This is a genomic window from Sphingobacterium prati, from assembly GCF_013167215.1.
In the GTDB taxonomy this organism is placed as follows: domain Bacteria; phylum Bacteroidota; class Bacteroidia; order Sphingobacteriales; family Sphingobacteriaceae; genus Sphingobacterium; species Sphingobacterium prati.
Genome location: NZ_JABJWY010000035.1, coordinates 378866 through 397954, shown reverse-complemented (window position 1 = coordinate 397954; position 19089 = coordinate 378866). Strand labels below are relative to the sequence as shown.

The window sequence follows — 19089 nt, the reverse complement described above, 5'->3', positions numbered from 1 at the left end:
ACCTAAAAATACATCGGGCGCTTAAGCTTAGTTATTTGTTAATAACCGGAATCGAGAACAATATCAGCCTATTTTGCAATTCTTTTCTTTTTACTCATTTAACTGATTTTTTAATATCTTTAATTATCATATTTTCAAAAATTTAAAAGTATCGTTATGACAGTAAAAACACTAACATTGAATATGTTCTTTTTGCTATTGACCTTCAGCGCATTTTCGCAAAACAATGCAGGTTTAAATTCGCTATTAAATAAGAATTCAGAATTTATTTTTCCGCAAACAGCACAGAAGATTGAAACCGCATTAAACACGAAGACCATTTACTACGAAGATGCAAATGAAGAAAAATACGCTAAATGGCTAACAAAATCCGGGCTGGAACTGTATGCTAGTCTTGGAAAAAATAATGCTATTAATGAAATATTTTTTGACATTCCGGACGATAAACCGCTCATCGTAGCGGGACTTCCTTTCGATCTTGTAATCAACAAAACTACCTTGGAAGAGAGTACAGCGAAATTTAGTAAATATGCTGCTAGAAAACAAAAAATGGAGGAAGGAAGCACATTTCCGGACGGCACGAGACTCACCTTTAAAACAGGAAAGCATTATGCTACACTAATTTTTGACAAAAATAACCTACTCCGTTTTTTAAGTCTTACAACCGAGCTCATCACGCCGGGGGTAAATTAAGCAAGCTAACTTTGATATAAATCAAAGTCTATACCGGAGAGAGATGGCTCGCCAGATGTGATTTGCCAGATCCTGATCTAAATCATGTTGCAGAAAAAACCATCTCTCTTTTTTCTTTACCAATGTCTGTAGCCCGCCATCTAACAATACTTGCAGCTCTGTTTCCTCTTTTGTAGGGCTTTTTTTTAAAAGCTGAACCTGAAAATCCTTTTCCTTAAATGTAATGCGAAATATCTGCCCTTTGTAGGATGTATTTAACTGTCCGATCGTCTCTTCCATGAAAAGCAACTCAAAATTTAGTAATCTATCAAAAAAATGCTCAGCTTATCTAAAAGCATGTAAACCAATATACCGTTACCGCCAATCTAACGCTAGACTATCGCTAGGCTTTCATGTGTGAATTAAGCATGTAAATATACAAAACAGAAATATATAATACTAATTTTTTTAGTTACACACAAAACATCATCCTTGTGGAAAAACGCAACAGCAATTAAATATCCATAACTGTGTCAAGTCCCCGCTTCAAGCCGGTAAAGGTGGATAGCTTCTGGACGGCTAGAAAAACTCCCTTTATATAAGGCTCTGCTCCATTTCCTGCATCATGCCGTAGGATCAGCTTCTCATCCTTTTCACCAAATATCACCTCTACTCCGAGGATATGGCCCGGTAATCGCACCGAATGTACCTGTATACCATTTATACTTGCACCGCGTGCATCTTTCCGTCCGATGGTATCTTCAATTGCTACTGTCAGATCAGGTGTCCGAATCGCGGACAAACGATAAGCGAGCTCAGCGACAGTTCCACTTGGTGCGTCAGGCTTGTCTCCTGAGGCGTAATCTATAACTTCAAAGTGAGGAACAAATTTAGCCGCAATCTCGGCAAACTTTTGTAGTAGCACGGCCGTAATTGCAAAATTACCTGCAGCCAGAATAGCGGTACTATTGTCAGCTGCAACCTTCGCAATTTCTTTAAAATCCGAATCAGACAATCCTGATGTTCCCAATACAACCCGCTTACCCCGGTTCAATGCAGCAATCACATTGTCTTTTGCAATTTCTGGTTTGGTAAAATCAATCATAACGTCAAAATCCACTCGGTCAAGAGCATGCTCCATAGTATCAAACAATGGAATTGGGCCCCGCTTTAATTGTAAAATTTCAGCCAAATCAGCCCCATTTCGGGATCTGGACAAGCCCCCCACCAATTGTAAATCGTTTTCCTCTACGATCCTTTTACTTAGTTCAGTCCCCACCCATCCTGTTGCTCCTGCGATAAATACCTTAATCATAATTTTTCTTTTGATTATAAAAAACAGACATTATTCTTTTATGGCCACAACAGCATAAACCATTGGAATCTTGTCTTCTAGCTGGTCAATCCGATATTTATTCTTTTCAAATTCAATAGTCCCTTTAAAACAATTATAAGGGGAATAATCAAATTCGTCAAGTTGTGTTATACGGAGTCCATTTCTGATCAAATTATTGACCACTTCGCTTATGCTATGGTTCCACATCACATATTCCTGTTTTATAGCTGAATTTTTATCCGCATAGGTGCCAGTTGCTGTCTCTACAATAGCTCCTGAATTAAAATACCTATAACCAACCTTCTCAAAATTATCATCGAACATCCAAACAACGGGATGGAATTCAACAAATACAAATTTCCCATTGGGCTTCAAAAATCTGGAAACAACCTGTGCCCATTTATTCAAATCTGGCAACCAGCCAATTGTACCATAACTCGTAAAAACAAGATCAAATTGCTGATCTAGATGATTCGGTAGATCATATACGTCACAACAGATAAAGTGGACATTAGCATTTGTCTGTTCAGCTATTTTTTGTGCACTGTCTATTGCCTTATCGGATAGGTCAACTCCCGTCACCTCCGCGCCAAGCCTACTCAGTGAAATGGTATCCTGACCAAAATGACACTGTAAATGCAAAATAGTTTTGCCCTCAAGGTTATCGAACAAGCCCAGTTCAATCTCATTTAAGGAGTTTCTCCCCCGCAGAAAGCCGGGAAGGTCATAAAACTCAGAATTAAGATGTGCATCTGTTCTATTGTTCCAGGACATTCGGTTTATATCCAAATAATGTTTTTCCTTATTCATAGCCTAAATCTACCTTTTCTATCCAAATAATTTACACGATCAGCCTATTCTTATAGAAGAATAACCGCTTTTAACAGTAGTTGGCACCTTTAATCCCTCATTGTTTTAAAAATATCGAATTTATGATAGAATGCTTGTAACGCCCCAACCTATTTTTATCAATTAGCTTAAGTTTCTTGTCCGTGCGGACAAATGTTAAGCCCGTAAAATCGTAATAACTCCAATATGACCGTGTGTAAAAATGAAAAGAGCGAAAAGGGATGTGATCAAAATCAAAAAAATAACTTTCCTGCGTTTGCAGACTGTCGATAATTAAAAGTTTATTGCTTCGAGGTTTTTCAATAACTAAATACTGATGCAATGGGATCTTATCTTTTGCGGTCTCTATCGCACCAAAGTCTCCATCTATTTCACAGGTTTTCACCCTCAGCTTTTCAAATTCTCCATTTTTAAACTCAAACACCTGATAATATTGCGGTTCAGCAATATTGTCAAAATAGATTTTGACACTACTAGTATCAATTTTCTCATGCGTTTGATACAAGGGCAAAAATTCTGCGTTCGTAGACCAATCCGTTTTAACATCGATCTGAGACGGCATTGAAGAAAAAAAAGTTAACGTATCATTTTTGATTGCAAATGTACCCCTGGATTGATTTTCATATCCCACATCCTCACCTGCTTTTAATGGTAAGTTTGTTTCCTTATAAAAATAACTGTGATCCAGGAAGTTTAAAACCAATTCATTGGTTGAGTCACTCTTATATTTTACAATTCCGGTGTCATCATCAGTAAAATGTACGGTACTGTCCCTGAATTTCTGAGCATGGTTCCCACAGGATTGTAGTATGAGTACGAACAGCAGTATTTTGTAATTTTCGAGTGCCAGCATAACAATCAAATTTTAAGTTTTAATATCACTCTATACCTGATTCAATAGGAAAAACAATTACTTCACTTTTTCGATAATATTATCCGATGGACCATCTCCATAGTACGCCGGTTTCTGCTCAGCTATTTTAGGATGGCCATTTTCATCTTTCTCTAATTTTTTGATTCCCGTTCTCGGCGGACGCCTGGTATCCAGCTCCATTTCGAAAGATATCGTAATTTTATCGTTAACGCCAAGACTATTCCCTTCTTTATCAAAAACCTGCAAATCGTGCAAATAATAATACAGTTGTGTACCTAATGAATAAGTAATCCTAGAAATACCATGTAAAACATATAATAAGCAATAATATTTGGCAATAAAATCAAAAGATCCCTTCCTGCTCCTTATCCTCTCTTTTTTCAAAATAGTTTTCCAGATCTTGCTTTGCCGAAACTGGAAGGTAGTGAATATACTGCTGACCTATTTTTGTTATTCGCAATACAAAATATAACCTTAAAGAATCAAATATGCGAAAGAATTCAATATCTTGAATAGCAATGTTTTTCCCGCTCACAATGATTTGGTTTTCCTCAAAAATCATATCATCTGCTCTGGATTTTATTTTTGATACAAATAATGAATACGGGAAACCTATGACTACAACTGCATTCCATAAAGGATGAATATTGCGAATTAGTAGTGTGCTAACGAGCATGATCACAAAGAAAATTAAAGCCGCATATAAGCTATATCGAAGTACCCGGTCAAAGTTGTATGCCTGAGTCTGTAAGTGCCGTTCCATTTTATAGGTATAAAACTAATACGTTTGCAACACAAAAAATGAATTTATTTACAATTCGCGCTGTTCCCTTTACAATATGACCATTTTCATGATTTTTCGGTTCCGTACCAGAGATTTCAAAAGCTCCCAGAGTCCGTTGGGCATCTCGGTAGACGCAACGGAAAGAATCTAGGAAACAGCAAAGTCAAGTGGAATAAATAAAAAATAGGCCCGATCAAACGAAAATAGTTCAGATACGAAAACTTTATAACCGGACAGACAGCAGGATAAGTTAGTCCTGTTATAAAGCTATCGGTTTTAAAAACGTGTGGTGATAAAATTTGTAGCGGACCAGTTAAAGAATGTAATAATATTCCTCCGCAGGTGTAGTTGGCTTTTGCGTAGGTTCACCAATAGCCTCCAACAAATTCATCTCAATGGTCTGGCAGATCGTTGTCATCGGCGTATCCATGGGTTTATTTTCAAAAGGATCTTGCATTAAGATGGCAGTACGTTCGATAATAATAAAAATAATGGGAATTCCGATCGTCAGCAGCATTTTGACCAAGATAACATCATCATTCAGGCTAAAGGGTAATAAGAGCGCAAATAAATAAATCAAGAAATGGATCAGTTTACCATAAGACACTGGAAAGACTGTGTTTTTTATCCGTTCGCAACGCCCCATTGAATCAGAAAATCGTGTTAAAATCTCATCCACAGCAACTTGTCTAAATTCAGTGATCAACCCCTCTTGGGCCAATAAGCGTAAATGCTTTGCATGGGCAGTTAAAATTCCGTAAGCCACATTTGTATCATTGATCTGATAACTTTCCAAATATTCTCCTACCCGTTTTGAATGGGATTCTTTTCGCAATGATTCGCTCAAGGCATAATTCCATATAATCTGCCTTTCGACAAACATTTTTAGGTGTATGTCCTGATCTCTGGTAATAAAAGTTTGCAGAAGACGTATTAAACTACGCGAATCGTTGACAATTGCTCCCCATACAATACGTGCTTCCCACCACCTATCATAAGATTGTGCAGTTCGAAATGCTAACAGAAGCGATATTGCTGTACCTACAATCGCAATTAATGACAATGGAATCTGCAGTGTCAAAAAATCTTTATGCTTCGCCAGCAGCCCGACCAAACAGCCGAAAAAAACTATTCGAATCAAATCTGTCTGAATGGCCTTTAAAAAGTATGAAACCGAAATTCTCCTATTGAGTAACATATCACTAATGGTCTTTAGTTGAAATAATACTTTATATAAATCCGAAAGTTATTTTTTTGTTTTACGACAGGACAAACAAAACGTTAAAAAGCTGCAATAAAGCGTATTATTTTCACTTCTTTCTCCAGCTCTTCATTGACATTATCGAAACATTTTTCCAGTAAAAAATTAAAATAACAACGTGTTACACAAGATTTCCTTAAATTGTATCCATTTGCTTTTAACAGGTGTAAGTTGCTATGGATATATTGGATTTGAATAAAGATTATTGGGACAATCGCTATAAGAACATGGAGATCGGATGGGATATTGGTTATGCATCACCAGCGATTATAAAGTATGCAGAGACCGTAATTCCCAAAGATGCATCTATTTTAATTCCCGGTTGTGGCAACGCGCACGAAGCTAAGGCACTTCTGGAGAAAGGCTTTGAAAATATCACCTTGCTTGATATCGCACCGACATTAGTTGATCAGGTTCAAAAAGCATTTGGTGTAATTCCGCAGCTTCAGATTATCTGTCAGGATTTTTTTCAGCATGAACAACAATATGACTACATTTTGGAGCAGACCTTTTTCTGTGCGTTGGATCCTGCCCTACGGGAAAACTACAGTAGCAAAATAGCTTCGCTGCTCCAACCGCGCGGTATTCTCGCAGGTCTATTGTTCGATAGAGAATTTCCTGTACAGCCCCCCCCATTCGGTGGAAACAAATCTGAATATCAGCATTTGTTTCTTTCAAGCTTTGATATTTTAAAAATGGAGACCTGTTTCAATAGTATACCGCAACGACAAGGAACTGAGCTTTTTATCGAATTAAGGAAGAAATAATCTATTTTCCGGGCATGACTTGATAAGTTGGGTCATCCTTAATATTAACGACCGCAATTCCCGTTGCGTTTTTGAGGAGGGAGCGACAATCTTCACTGAGATGCCACAGTTCCACTTTCTTCTGTCGCGAAGCATAACGCTCCGTAATTTTATTTAGCGCATCCACAGCAGACATATCCACGACCCTACTTTCTTTAAAGTCCACAATGATATGATCAGGATCCTCCTGAATATCAAACTTATCCAAAAAATTTGCTGTGGACCCGAAAAACAATGGTCCATATATTTCATAATGTTTTATACCTTCTAGGTCAACATATTTTCTCGCCCGTATACGCTTCGCATTATCCCAGGCAAAGACCAATGCAGAAACTACGACACCGACAAGCACAGCCAAAGCTAAGTTGTGCAAGAGCACTGTTATACCGGCAACAAGAATACCAACGAAAATATCCGGTTTCGGGAACTTATTGATAATCCGAAAACTCACCCATTGAAAAGTGCCAATAGCGACCATCATCATCACACCGACAAGTGCTGCCATGGGGATTTGCTCAATAAAAGGTGCGCCGACCAGTATAATCAATAAAATTGTCATTGCGCCTATAAAAGCGGATAACCGCGTCCTTGCACCTGCATTCAAATTCACCAAGGTCTGTGCCACCATCGCACAACCACCCATTCCACCAAAAAATCCATTGATCGCATTTGCCAGCCCTTGCGCAATGGATTCACGGTTAGCATTTCCTTTACTAGCAGTGATTTCGTCGACCATATTAAGAGTCAAAAGCGATTCAACAAGTCCTACTCCCGCCATGACCAAGGAATATGGGAAGATTAATTGCAATGTGTCCCAGCTCCAGGGGATATTAGGCAAATGAAAGTGAGGGAGTGATCCGCTTACCGATGCTATATCCACCACTTTCTTCGTTTCGATACCTAGTAATGATACCAGACCAAAAACAACCAAAATAGCAATTAATGAAGCGGGAACCGCCTTTGTGATCCGAGGAAAACCGATAACAATCAGCATTGTCAATAAGGTAAGCCCCCCCATAATATATAAAGTCGACCCCGACATCCAGACCATATCCGTTCCGTTGCTCGCCTTAAATTGTACAACCTGCGCCATAAAAATAATAATGGCTAACCCATTCAAGAAGCCGTACATAACAGGTTGTGGGATCAAACGGACAAATTTTCCCCATTTGAAAAGACCAACAAAAAATTGTAGTATGCCCGCCAAGATCACTGCCGCAAAAAGATAGTCAATACCATGACTTGCTGCAAGCGCCATCAGAACAACGATAGTTGCCCCAGCTCCACCAGATACCATACCCGGCCTTCCCCCAAAAATAGCAGTCACGAGTCCCATTAAGAAGGCAGCGTAAAGGCCCGTTAAGGGTGGCAAACCAGCTAGTATCGCAAATGAAAGGGATTCAGGTATCATCGTCATGGCTACCGTCAAGCCAGCAAAAAGTTCGTTTTTAAAATTGACGGACCGTATGTTAAAAAATTCAAAGGTATTGTTCATATTGAAATCAGTTGAACATTATAAAACGTTGCAAAGGTAACAATCCATACCGTATATCAGCAACTTGCAGGTTGCTAAAGAGAGAAAGAATCGCAATCGGAAAAACAGTTTTACCCTGTATTTGTTATTCAGTACAACTCTTATTGCAAAACAGCATATTGACCGATATGAAACTATACCTAAAGCCTTATTGTTCTATTTTATTTTTCCTTTTGAATGTATTTAAGACCTTTTTTTGTGCATTGATCTTTTCCTATTTTCCAGCGATGGCCACTATTCAAACGAATCAAAATAACGTTCAATATACAATCAGAGATACAGCACATAGGCTTGGTAGGATGTGCCTAAAATCATCAGCAGATAGTGTCAATCAGCTCATCAGGAACACAAATTCAAGAGATAGTATCGCCGTGTCGAGACAACAGGCAAAATGGATTTCCGATCAGATTCATGCCAAATTATCCGACAGTACCTTAAATTTTCAAAAGAAAAACTTTCTACGCGCCGGAATAGAATGGTTTTCTATTCAAGCTATACCGGCCTCGGTCAATTATTTCATTCGAAAAGATCCAGTCTCTCATATTTCTTTCAAAAATTTCTTCAGCCATTTAAAGTTTTCGGCCTGGACTTGGGACGATAATCTCTTCGCCACCAATCAAATCGCCCATCCCTACCACGGGCAGTTCTATTTCAATTCATTCCGATCCAACAACTTTAGCTTCTGGCAGTCCTCAATAGCGACTGTGGCAGGGAGCTACATATGGGAGACAGCAGGCGAGACAGAACCACCTTCGGTCAACGATATTATTAATACCAGTTTTGGCGGAACGATTCTCGGCGAGATGACACACCGCCTTTCACATCATATTCTTGCCAGACCGAGCCTCACGAAAGGACAGCGAAATAAAAAAGAAATATTAGCGATGTTGATCAATCCGATCAACGGCTTAAACCGTCTACTTGACGGCCGTTGGGGAAATACAGCGAAAGGCATCGTCATCGATAGCTCTCAGGTTCATACAGAAGCCGAATTAGGTATTCGAAGATTTGATGCCAAAGAGCATAATGTCATCAGCCGGGGAAAGAATGATATCTATGCCCGCATTAAACTGATTTATAACAACGAATATGCCGACAGAAAGAAACCTTTTAACGACTTTATCCTCAATCTTGAAATTGGATCTGATGACAGCTCAATCGTAAATGCTGTCAACATATATGCCTCCCTTTATGGGAATCGTATATTATCCGATTTAACCGGCACACATCGTGGTATTGTATCAGCTCACTTTGATTTTTTGCGTAATGAGGCTTTCTACTATGGATCGCAAAGCATCAATTACAATGTTTTTTCCAATTTTAACATCGGTAAACACACCAAACTGACTACTGTCTTGGGGGGTGGACCAGTAGTTCTGGCAGCGGTACCTGATCCATATCTTCATTTTGGAGAAAGCCGTACCTATGATTATGGTCCAGGAATGGATGTGCGTACCGCAGCAACATTAAATACGCTTAATCGCTTTAAATTTGGAATAGACTACCGTGGCGGTTATTTTGTAACTATCAGTGGCAATAAATCCCATCATTATCTTCATACTGTATCAACCAGCGCTTCGGTACGAATCTGGAAAAACTTTGGCATTAATCTCTACTCAGGATATTTCAGGCTGGAAGGTCGTTACCGGGACCATGACAAAGTGAATAAAGATTATCCTTTTATACGTTTGGCCTTGGCTTATAATTCAGAATATTAATTTGCCCAATATTTCTTCAATGCATCTTTCAGACGCGGGTCATAGCCATAAATATCAGGGTAAGAAACGATTTTACCGTCATCATCAAGCCAAGTAGTATAATAAGTAAGGTATACAGGCATCTGACGTTTCAACGTTACCCACCTCGATTTGGAAATGGAGTCAGTTGTAATTTCTTTTGCGATCTTCTCGGCTTGCTTCTCGTTATTCACCAAGTAGCTGGCCAAGTCAACGGGTTTTTCAACACGTACACAGCCGTGACTCACAGCACGGTTGGTCTGCCCAAACATTTGTTTGGCAGGTGTATCATGGAGGTAGATCGAATAAGCATTTTCAAATAGAAATTTCACATTCCCCAAAGAATTATCTGATCCCGGATTTTGCTTAAAACGGAATTTCTCAACCGAATCCGCATGCCAATCTACCGTACTTGGATCAACCTGCTTTCCCTTATAGTAAGCCACCATATTACGCGAGGCCAAATAATTTGGATTATTCCTTACACTGGCCAATAATTCTTTTTTTACAATACTGCTCGGGATATTCCAAACCGGGTTGATCTGCATCGCATCCAGAATACCTTGCATGACCGGGGTTTCGTGGTTTTCACCTTTGCGCGTATAGGCAGGGTTAGCAGTTTCACCAACACATACGTTCATCAATTGACTGGTTTTACCATCTTCCATAATATGTAAGCGTTGTTCAGGAATATTGACAAAAACATATTTCTCCGGAAAAGACGTCCCCATCCAGCGTAATTTTTCCAGTACCATCAGTACGTTAATCCTTTGTGTGTTATCCAGATTACCATTTTCCAACAAACGCTGAAATTGAATGTAATACTGATTTTTCGGCTGAATATTAGCCATCAAGGGGCCCATCTGCACACTGTCCAGCATGTGAATCACCTTTGCATAATTCATGCGATTTTGCGGCACAAAATATCTTCCGTACAGGCGCTTCGGATTAACCACACCGTATTTCATACTGCTGACATAAGCCACAAAACCATCTGTCCCCAAAAGATCGAGCTTGGCTAAAAGCGGATAGGACTCAGCGACATCCTTTGGTTGCAGTTTGCGCAGCGAAAATAACGTCTCTTTTATCTCCGCAGTGTGGAAGTAACTGCTACGTATCCCATGTTCTTCACTTTGTTCAAAATAACTCAATAGGGTATCAATGCTTCCGTCAAATAGATGTTCAGCGATTAAAGTCATTCCTGCAGTAGAATCAGACAATTTCTTCATCCAGCTCGGGTTATGCAGGTTGCCTTTCTGTTTACCATACACTTCCTGAAACACCTTCACATAGGCTGTTGTATCAAACTCCTTATAAGATTTTTGTTCAAAACCTTGTGCGAGCACATCACCATAAGTGGGCGGATTCTCTTTGCAAGAAAAAAATACTATTGAAACGAAGGAAATAAAAACTAAAAAACGTGACATACTACAAATAATGAAAAAAGAAATGGCTTCGCAATAATGAAGCCATTTTCTGGAACAAATATAAATAATTCTTATTGGCAAACGAATCTTCCCTGTCATCGAATCACTACATAATGAATTACTGATGTTTTAGAAGGAAATCCTCAAGGAGTTTCACCATTGCCGTATTCCCTAAAAATGCCGCTGTTCGTTGGTGTAGTGTCTTGGGTTCAATATCTAAAATACGTTGGTATCCATTCGTCGCCCTCCCTCCTGCTTGTTCAATAATAAACGCTATTGGATTACATTCGTACATTAATCGTAATTTCCCGTTCGGGTGTGCTGAAGTCGTCGGATAAAGAAAGATCCCCCCTTTCAGCAAATTGCGATGAATGTCAGCAACCATCGACCCAATATAGCGCGATGCATAGGGACGTTGGGTAGCTGCGTCTTCCATTTGACAGTATTTGATATATTGTTTGACACCGTTGGGGAATTTGGAGTAATTTCCCTCATTGATCGAATAAATATTCCCCGCTTCAGGAATCTTCATATCGGGATGAGACAGGCAGAATTCCCCGATGGAAGGATCTAAAGTAAAACCATTCACCCCTTTGCCCGTTGTATATACCAACATGGTTGAGCTTCCATAAATGACATATCCTGCGGCAACTTGCTGGGTTCCGTGTTGCAGGATATCATTGCTATTACATGACACACCTGTATCCGAAAGCCTGCGATAAATAGAAAAAATTGTCCCTACAGAGACATTAACATCGATATTACTCGAACCGTCCAATGGATCTATACAAACAATATACTTTGCGTTTTTTGAAACCCCAGATTGCATATAAACTGGATTTTCATGTTCCTCCGAGGCAACGACACAGCATTCTCCACCACTTTGCAGTGCTTTAATAAATTGCTCATCGGCATACACATCCAACTTCTTCTGTCCCTCTCCCTGCACATTAATCTGCCCTGAATCCCCCAAAATATCAACCAATCCAGCCTTGTTGACTTCTCTGTTAACAATCTTTGCTGCTATACCGATATCACGCAAGAGCCTAGACAGCTCACCTTTTGCATATGGAAAATCGGCTTGTTTTTCAATAATAAATTGTCCTAGTGTTGTTATACCACTCATAATAGTGTTTATTGGATATTTTTTGTTGTACAAAGCTAAAAAAGTAAAATAGATTTTAGCAAAGCTATCTCCCTGTCCAGCTAAACTTTAGCTCATAAAATACGCAATCGATTGCGCATATCGTTGAAAACTTCCTTCTGCTAAAACGATTATTAACTACAAAAAGATAACAAAGCGGTAAAAGAAGTAGATATCTTCTAAATCCTCAGAAATAAAAAAAAACAAAAAATGATAAGTATTTGGTAATTTTAGCAAAATATATTGATACAATGCAACAACTTATACAGCTCGTTGAAAAGGAAAAACTAAGTACTCAGCCCGTTACACAACATACCTTGATCATTGATGATAAGCAAGTTATTCATGGGGCACTTTTTTTCGTTAAAACAGCACGCAAGACTTTTAAAATAATGGTTCCTGCTCCTTTTTACGAGGCTTTGCTCGATAATCAATTAACCATACAACGCTTAATAAAACATCCCGAAGCCATGCTACTTTCCTGAGGGATCATTTTACCAAAAAAGAACATCATATTAACTCATCCACGCACAATTTTTGCGTCAAATTTATCACATCTCCGCTTTTTGCATTTGCAACAGGTCTAATTGTTGGGAAACAAATAACTCCATTTGTTTGTTTATTCCACATGGTGCATCACGGCAATTGGTGATCCAATACACTGATTTTCTTATCGTAATGATGGATCAGCGGATGGAAATATTACAAAAAAACATTGTAAAAGTACAACATTAGCCGAGCGATAAGCCTTAAATTTATTGTATAATAAAATGCTATGCAATACCAATATAAACTTTCAGGCATGTCCTGTAATGGATGCAGAACGACCATTGAAAACGCGATTAATCAGCTTCCCGAAGCCCAAGCTAAGGTCTCGCTAGATCCACCATTGTTGACGATAGAATCTGAGCAGGAAATTTCAGCAGATCAGATCCAAGGGATGCTATCTAGATTGGGTAACTACCAAATCAGCGAACAAAGCGAGCCAAAACTTTCCTTACATAAAGCTAGATCCTCAGCGCTGTCCCCCACAGGCAAGTACTATTGTCCGATGCACTGCGAAGGAGAGAAAACATATGACCTACCAGGACGTTGCCCCGTTTGCGGCATGTATCTCGTACCAGTCGAACAGATTCGAAGTGAACAACAGCATGGCCATACAGGCCATTCGGATCATTTCGGAAGATCTGCTGCAAACAAAACAATGGAGCCTGAACAGCGGCGACATACCACCGCAGAGGATCATAATCATCACCCCAAGCATGGATCTTCCACACAGGAGCACGATCATCATGGGCATATGCATCAGCACAATGAACAGTCCGTTGCCGCAGTGTCCAAGCAGCAACATACGGGTTCTGCAGGAAAATACTACTGCCCGATGCACTGTGAAGGCGACAAAGTTTATGATCAACCGGGCAGCTGTCCGGTTTGCGGAATGAATCTTGAAAAAATTCCTGAATTGAACAAAATAACACAATATACCTGTCCGATGCATCCCGAAATTGTCCGGGACCAGCCTGGAAGTTGCCCGATCTGCGGTATGGATCTTGTTCCAATTGCTGGTGGAAACGACCACGAAGAGGACCGGACATATAAAGATCTCCGCCTGAAACTGTGGCTTTCTATTTTGTTTACAGTTCCAATATTTGTTCTCTCCATGGGGGAAATGCTTCCGGGTAATCCCATTGGTAAAATTATACCGCCAGATTTGTCCGGTTGGATACAATTATTATTATCCCTACCCGTCGTTTTCTATACCTGCTGGTCATTTTTTCAGCGTGGCTGGGTTTCTTTTAAAACCTGGCGTTTAAATATGTTCAGCCTGATCGCCCTTGGAGCGGGTGCAGCATTTCTCTATAGTCTTGTAGGTTTATTCTTTCCCCAGATCTTCCCTACTGACCTAAAAAATCATCATGGTTATATTGCCTTGTATTTCGAGTCGGTCACAGTCATTTTAACCTTAGTACTTCTAGGTCAGGTGATGGAAGCCAAGGCACATTCAAAGACCAATTCAGCGATCAAAGAACTCATTAAACTTAGCCCATCGGACGCTACCCGGGTCGAAAATGGTGTTGACGTAAAAATTGGAGTTGATCAGATTCAGATTGGAGACACCCTGAAAGTCAAACCCGGAGATAAAATACCTGTAGACGGTCAGATCACAAATGGTACAACGAATATTGACGAATCCATGTTGACAGGTGAACCCCTGCCTGTCGAAAAACAGGAAGGCGACAAAGTAAGCTCAGGTACGATCAACGGTGAACGGCTTTTTTTGATGAAAGCCGAACGCATCGGCTCAGATACCCTATTGGCTCAGATCATCCAGATGGTCAATGATGCCAGTCGAAGTAAAGCACCGATACAACGTCTTACGGATAAAGTCTCTGAAATATTTGTTCCAATAGTGATCGTTATCGCTTTGTTGACATTCTTTGTCTGGTGGATATGGGGCCCTGCACCATCATTAGCGTACGGATTTGCCAACGCATTGGCTGTTCTTATAGTTGCCTGTCCTTGTGCCCTTGGTCTGGCAACACCGATGTCTGTCATGGTCGGGGTCGGCAAGGGGGCCAAAAATGGCATTCTGATCAAAGATGCGAGTGCCTTAGAAAAAATGAACCAAGTAGATGTCGTATTAACGGACAAAACAGGAACAATAACCGAAGGTAAGCCCGCCGTTGATGACATTCAACCCACAGGAATCAGCAGCATCTCCGAAATACTGTCTTTGGCAGCTTCGTTAAATAGCAACAGTACCCATCCACTTGGTCAGGCCATTATTAAACGAGCAAAAAAAGAAGGAAATAAAGTTGAACAACAGGTTGCCAATTTCGAAAATATTGCCGGGCAAGGCATTAAAGGCGAGCTAAGCGATCAACCGATTGCCCTAGGCAACCAATTGTTGATGGAAAGTATGGAAATAGATATTCCCGAGGAGATACGCAATACTGTAGCGCAGGCGCAATCCGATGGAAAAACAGTCTCTTATCTGTCAAAAGGCGGTGATTTACTTGGCTATTTCAGCATTTCTGATCAGATTAAAGCCTCCTCCAAACAGGCCATACAGTACCTGCTCCAACATGATGTGGATGTCATAATGCTCACAGGAGACAATGCACATACGGCAAAATCTGTCGCCGAGCAAGTTGGGATCAAGCATTTCAAAGCAAATGCATTACCAAAAGATAAATTACAAGAGATACACCGTTTACAGGAGCAAGGACATGTTGTTGCGATGGCTGGTGACGGCATTAACGACGCTCCTGCCCTTGCACAGGCCGATATCGGTATCGCAATGGGGACAGGAACAGATGTAGCCATACAAAGTGCATCGCTAACCTTATTGCAGGGCGACCTAACCGGCATTGCCAAAGCCAAAATACTGAGTCATAAATTACTTCGAAATATCAAAGAAAATTTAGGCTTTGCTTTCATATATAATATTCTAGGTATCCCATTGGCAGCAGGGCTTCTCTATCCAAGCTTTGGCATCCTATTATCCCCGATGATAGCTGCAGCAGCAATGAGCTTTAGTTCCGTTTCGGTGATTTTAAATTCCTTACGCTTAAACCGCGCAACGATTGGTATAGATAAAAACTAAACAAAAGAAAGCCGCTTGTTAGCATTGAAAAATAGATAATAACTATATTCGCGATTCCTAATGACATATATTTATCATCATTATGCGCAACATATTTTTAATACTTCTGACGGTCATCGTAACGCTGGTTTGTGTCAAGAATTCACAAACTGTAAATATTGACCTTTTTATTGAGGGCAACATAGCGTTATGGAAACTCATCCTGACCTTTTTTGTAATGGGTATTCTCTTCGCTTTTTTATTAAAGGGTGGTAAAAAGAAACAACAACGGGAAAATACAGCATTATCAGATCAATTAGAAGAGGAATATCAGGAACCTAAGTCCAAATTATCCGATGAAGATCGGGACTTTCTATCATAATGACAAAAAATAAACTGCTAAAAATGAAGGTTTAAACACATTAAACCCATTTTTATTATATAAATAGTTGTGAGAAAAAGAGATTAATCCTATCTTTGCATCACTTCAAACAAGGAACGGTAGTTTAAAAAAAGAAGTATGATTCCGTAGCTCAGCTGGTAGAGCAATACACTTTTAATGTATGGGTCCTGGGTTCGAATCCCAGCGGGATCACAAAAGATAGTATCAAAACTACGTAAAAGCTTGCAAATCAAATGATTGCAAGCTTTTTTATTTTACCGGAAACACCAAAATATGCAATAAATCGCATAAAAAAAGTGAGTGATTCGGTGAGTAGTTTTACAGAGTGGCATACTCACTGGAAATGATGTAAGTTATTGACTTACAGAACGTTCAATCATTAAACGACTTGATACGATTAGACTGCAAGGCTAACTTTGTTAACTTTAAATCAGTCGATTATGAAAACTAATTTCAGTCTGCTCTTCTACCTGAAGAAACCAAAAAATTATGTTAAAGGTGCTGTTCCTGTTTATCTAAGGATTACCGTTAACGGAAAACCTGTGGAAATGTCCGCCAGCAGAAAATGTGAACCGGAATTGTGGAACACCAAAGCGGGTCACATGATCGGCACAAAAGAAGATGCCAAAACTTTAAATTCCTATCTCGACAAAATGAAAGCAGGTGTCACCGCTGCCCATACTTCTTTATGCGTAGAAGACGCAGACATATCCGCTGAAAGCGTTAAATGCAAGTATCTGGGCAAGGCCGAAAAAATGCACACTATTATGGAGGCCATTAAAATTCACAACACAAACATGGCCGCACTTGTAGAAAAGGAAGATTATGCGGAAGGCACTTTGAGGCGGTTTAAGGTACTGGAAAAGCACGTTAAAGAATATCTTTTACTGAAATACCGAACAGGTGACCTCAATATCCGAAATATAGACCATGAGTTTATTGATGGTTTTGATTTCTACCTGCACACTTCAAAGGATAATGATACCAATACAGCCAGTAAGCACCTTAAAAATCTTGGAAAAATCGTCCGTATATGTCTTAGAAACAAATGGATCATCACCGATCCCTTCTTTGGTTATAAGTTGAAATCAAAACTCGTACAAAGGGAATACCTTACTGCGGATGAACTGCAAAACATTGCCGGCAAAAAATACAGTACCGCAAGACTTTCACAGGTTCGAGACTTTTTCCTGTTTAGCTGCTATACGGGGTTGTCCTATGCCGATGTGCAAAAACTCAAACAAACCGACATACGTATAGGTATTGACGGGGAAAAGTGGCTGTTCAGCTATCGTAAAAAAACTGGTACGCCTGTAGCCGTCCCGCTTATCCCAATAGCCGCTGATATTCTAGAAAGGTATAAAGATCATCCTTTCTGTGTCAATCAGAACAGGGCGCTGCCGATTTCCAGCAATCAAAAAATGAACGAGTATTTGGTGGAGATTGCCGCACTATCGGATATCGTCAAGACACTCGGCAACCGGATCGCCAAGCGCACTTTTGCCACTACAGTTACCCTTTTGAATGGTGTACCTATTGAAAGCGTATCAAAAATGATGGGACATACCAATATACGCACCACCCAACTTTATGCAAAAATGCTGGATGAAAAGGTAAGCAGCGACATGGCACCCTTAAGACAAATTTTTGCCTCAATTTAATTCCTTCCGGTCGGCAGCTCATGTGCCGACCGCTTTTAAATACACGCTAATAGAATGGAAACAAAGATCAAAATTTCTGATGAACTGGTTATGAACCAGATTTACATTATAAGAGGGCATAAAGTGATGCTGGATTCCGATCTGGCTGAACTATATGGAGTGGAAACCAAACAGCTAAAGCGGCAGGTAAAAAGAAACGCAGAACGTTTTCCCGAAGATTTCATGTTTGAGCTAAACACGGAGGAACAGAAAATCTTAAGGAGCCAATTTGGCACCTTAAGACACGGGGCGCACTCGAAATATAACATCACGGCCTTTACCGAACAGGGCGTGGCAATGCTTTCCAGCGTGCTAAACAGCACAAGGGCTATTGAGGTAAACATCCAGATCATCCGCATTTTTACCAAAATGCGCCATGTGCTGTCCGACAATACAGAGATCAGGCTGGAAATTGAAAAGATTAAAGGAAAACTGAATAACCAAGACAAAAACATGGAGATCGTTTTCCGCTACCTAGACGAACTGCTGGAGAAACAGGAACGGCCAGCGCCGAAAAGGACACGAATTGGGTTCAAGCCCGACGAACTGTAGTTTTCTGTTACTGGCTTCTCCGTATATGCCAAAAGCGGGAACAGCAACAGCCAAGAGCGGAGGCCGTTCCGCAGGCCGCAAATGCGGGACGGCCAATTTGCAGGCATTATTCAAGTAAATCCTATTTATGGTTTTTGATTGATAATATCGCTATTTATTTAATTCAATTTTTTTGGTAAATACATAACATAGGTTCAGCAGTTCCACCAATTGATTATAAAAAATAACATATCTGTTAGTTCCTCGCCTTCAGGAGATTCAGCAGCGAAATGAATCCATCCCTCGTATAGCTCCCAAAGCTTAGTACGGGATTCGTGAATCGGATGGTTCACGAAAAAATAAGTAATTGACGGCACAGGATTATCAAGATCCTCATCGGAGATATCAATGGGTTGATAATTTAAAGCCTTTAAAATTTCTTCCAT

The 19089-nt window shown here is 39.9% G+C and carries 19 protein-coding genes and 1 tRNA gene; 9 read left to right on the top strand and 11 right to left on the bottom strand.

Translation table 11 applies throughout. From position 1 onward, the window contains the following. Positions 1-156 precede the first annotated feature (156 nt). Positions 157-693, top strand: a complete 537-nt coding sequence (locus HPC41_RS17540) for a hypothetical protein (protein WP_172395304.1) — start codon at positions 157-159, stop codon at positions 691-693. Positions 694-714: 21 nt separating this feature from the next. Here HPC41_RS17540 and HPC41_RS17535 read toward each other — a convergent pair whose 3' ends face one another. The 7 genes from HPC41_RS17535 to HPC41_RS17505 form a co-directional block, all read right to left on the bottom strand. Further along, the gene (locus HPC41_RS17535; RefSeq protein WP_172395303.1) at positions 715-972 is read right to left on the bottom strand and encodes a hypothetical protein; all 258 of its coding nucleotides are present in this window, start codon (positions 970-972) and stop codon (positions 715-717) included. A 214-nt stretch (positions 973-1186) separates the two neighbouring features. Beyond that, entirely contained in the window at positions 1187-1987 is an 801-nt protein-coding gene (gene dapB, locus HPC41_RS17530) for a 4-hydroxy-tetrahydrodipicolinate reductase (RefSeq protein WP_172395302.1), read from the bottom strand. 30 nt (positions 1988-2017) lie between these two features. Then, the gene (locus tag HPC41_RS17525; RefSeq protein WP_172395301.1) at positions 2018-2818 is read right to left on the bottom strand and encodes a class I SAM-dependent methyltransferase; all 801 of its coding nucleotides are present in this window, start codon (positions 2816-2818) and stop codon (positions 2018-2020) included. Positions 2819-2915: 97 nt separating this feature from the next. After that, on the bottom strand, positions 2916-3710 hold the full coding sequence (locus tag HPC41_RS17520) for a hypothetical protein (protein ID WP_172395300.1): 795 nt from the start codon (positions 3708-3710) through the stop codon (positions 2916-2918). 57 nt (positions 3711-3767) lie between these two features. Continuing rightward, positions 3768-3986: a hypothetical protein gene (locus HPC41_RS17515; protein WP_172395299.1), complete on the bottom strand. Its 219-nt coding sequence runs from the start codon at positions 3984-3986 to the stop codon at positions 3768-3770. A gap of 88 nt (positions 3987-4074) precedes the next feature. Next, positions 4075-4494, bottom strand: coding sequence for a hypothetical protein (locus HPC41_RS17510; RefSeq protein WP_172395298.1), 420 nt, complete (start codon positions 4492-4494; stop codon positions 4075-4077). 334 nt (positions 4495-4828) lie between these two features. Continuing rightward, positions 4829-5713, bottom strand: coding sequence for a bestrophin family protein (locus HPC41_RS17505; protein ID WP_172395297.1), 885 nt, complete (start codon positions 5711-5713; stop codon positions 4829-4831). A 239-nt stretch (positions 5714-5952) separates the two neighbouring features. On the opposite strand from HPC41_RS17505, the gene HPC41_RS17500 reads away from it, so the two are divergent. Then, positions 5953-6543 (top strand): methyltransferase domain-containing protein, encoded by a 591-nt coding sequence (locus tag HPC41_RS17500; protein WP_172395296.1) that lies wholly within the window; start codon positions 5953-5955, stop codon positions 6541-6543. Between the two features lies 1 nt (position 6544). On the opposite strand, the gene HPC41_RS17495 is transcribed toward HPC41_RS17500, so the two are convergent. Further along, positions 6545-8077 carry a SulP family inorganic anion transporter gene (locus HPC41_RS17495; RefSeq protein ID WP_172395295.1) on the bottom strand — a complete coding sequence of 511 codons (1533 nt, stop codon included), beginning with the start codon at positions 8075-8077 and terminating at the stop codon, positions 6545-6547. Positions 8078-8244: 167 nt separating this feature from the next. On the opposite strand from HPC41_RS17495, the gene HPC41_RS17490 reads away from it, so the two are divergent. Continuing rightward, positions 8245-9834 carry a DUF3943 domain-containing protein gene (locus HPC41_RS17490; protein WP_172395294.1) on the top strand — a complete coding sequence of 530 codons (1590 nt, stop codon included), beginning with the start codon at positions 8245-8247 and terminating at the stop codon, positions 9832-9834. Here the strand turns inward: HPC41_RS17490 and HPC41_RS17485 are convergent. Together HPC41_RS17485 and fbp are read right to left on the bottom strand one after the other, a co-directional pair. After that, on the bottom strand, positions 9831-11279 hold the full coding sequence (locus tag HPC41_RS17485; RefSeq protein ID WP_172395293.1) for a L,D-transpeptidase family protein: 1449 nt from the start codon (positions 11277-11279) through the stop codon (positions 9831-9833). The genes HPC41_RS17490 and HPC41_RS17485 overlap by 4 nt on opposite strands. A 118-nt stretch (positions 11280-11397) precedes the next feature. After that, positions 11398-12405 carry a class 1 fructose-bisphosphatase gene (fbp, locus tag HPC41_RS17480; RefSeq protein ID WP_172395292.1) on the bottom strand — a complete coding sequence of 336 codons (1008 nt, stop codon included), beginning with the start codon at positions 12403-12405 and terminating at the stop codon, positions 11398-11400. Positions 12406-12674: 269 nt separating this feature from the next. On the opposite strand from fbp, the gene HPC41_RS17475 reads away from it, so the two are divergent. The 6 genes from HPC41_RS17475 (at position 12675) to HPC41_RS17450 (ending at position 18664) form a co-directional block, all read left to right on the top strand. Next, on the top strand, positions 12675-12908 hold the full coding sequence (locus HPC41_RS17475; protein WP_172395291.1) for a hypothetical protein: 234 nt from the start codon (positions 12675-12677) through the stop codon (positions 12906-12908). Between the two features lie 290 nt (positions 12909-13198). Then, positions 13199-16030, top strand: coding sequence for a heavy metal translocating P-type ATPase (locus tag HPC41_RS17470; protein ID WP_172395290.1), 2832 nt, complete (start codon positions 13199-13201; stop codon positions 16028-16030). Positions 16031-16112: 82 nt separating this feature from the next. Beyond that, on the top strand, positions 16113-16391 hold the full coding sequence (locus tag HPC41_RS17465; protein ID WP_172395289.1) for a LapA family protein: 279 nt from the start codon (positions 16113-16115) through the stop codon (positions 16389-16391). A gap of 140 nt (positions 16392-16531) precedes the next feature. Next, a tRNA-Lys gene (locus HPC41_RS17460) sits at positions 16532-16604 on the top strand. A gap of 248 nt (positions 16605-16852) precedes the next feature. After that, positions 16853-18073 (top strand): site-specific integrase, encoded by a 1221-nt coding sequence (locus tag HPC41_RS17455; RefSeq protein ID WP_172395288.1) that lies wholly within the window; start codon positions 16853-16855, stop codon positions 18071-18073. A gap of 54 nt (positions 18074-18127) precedes the next feature. Further along, positions 18128-18664 carry an ORF6N domain-containing protein gene (locus HPC41_RS17450; RefSeq protein WP_172395287.1) on the top strand — a complete coding sequence of 179 codons (537 nt, stop codon included), beginning with the start codon at positions 18128-18130 and terminating at the stop codon, positions 18662-18664. Positions 18665-18858: 194 nt separating this feature from the next. Here HPC41_RS17450 and HPC41_RS17445 read toward each other — a convergent pair whose 3' ends face one another. Further along, positions 18859-19089 (bottom strand): hypothetical protein, encoded by a 231-nt coding sequence (locus HPC41_RS17445; RefSeq protein ID WP_172395286.1) that lies wholly within the window; start codon positions 19087-19089, stop codon positions 18859-18861.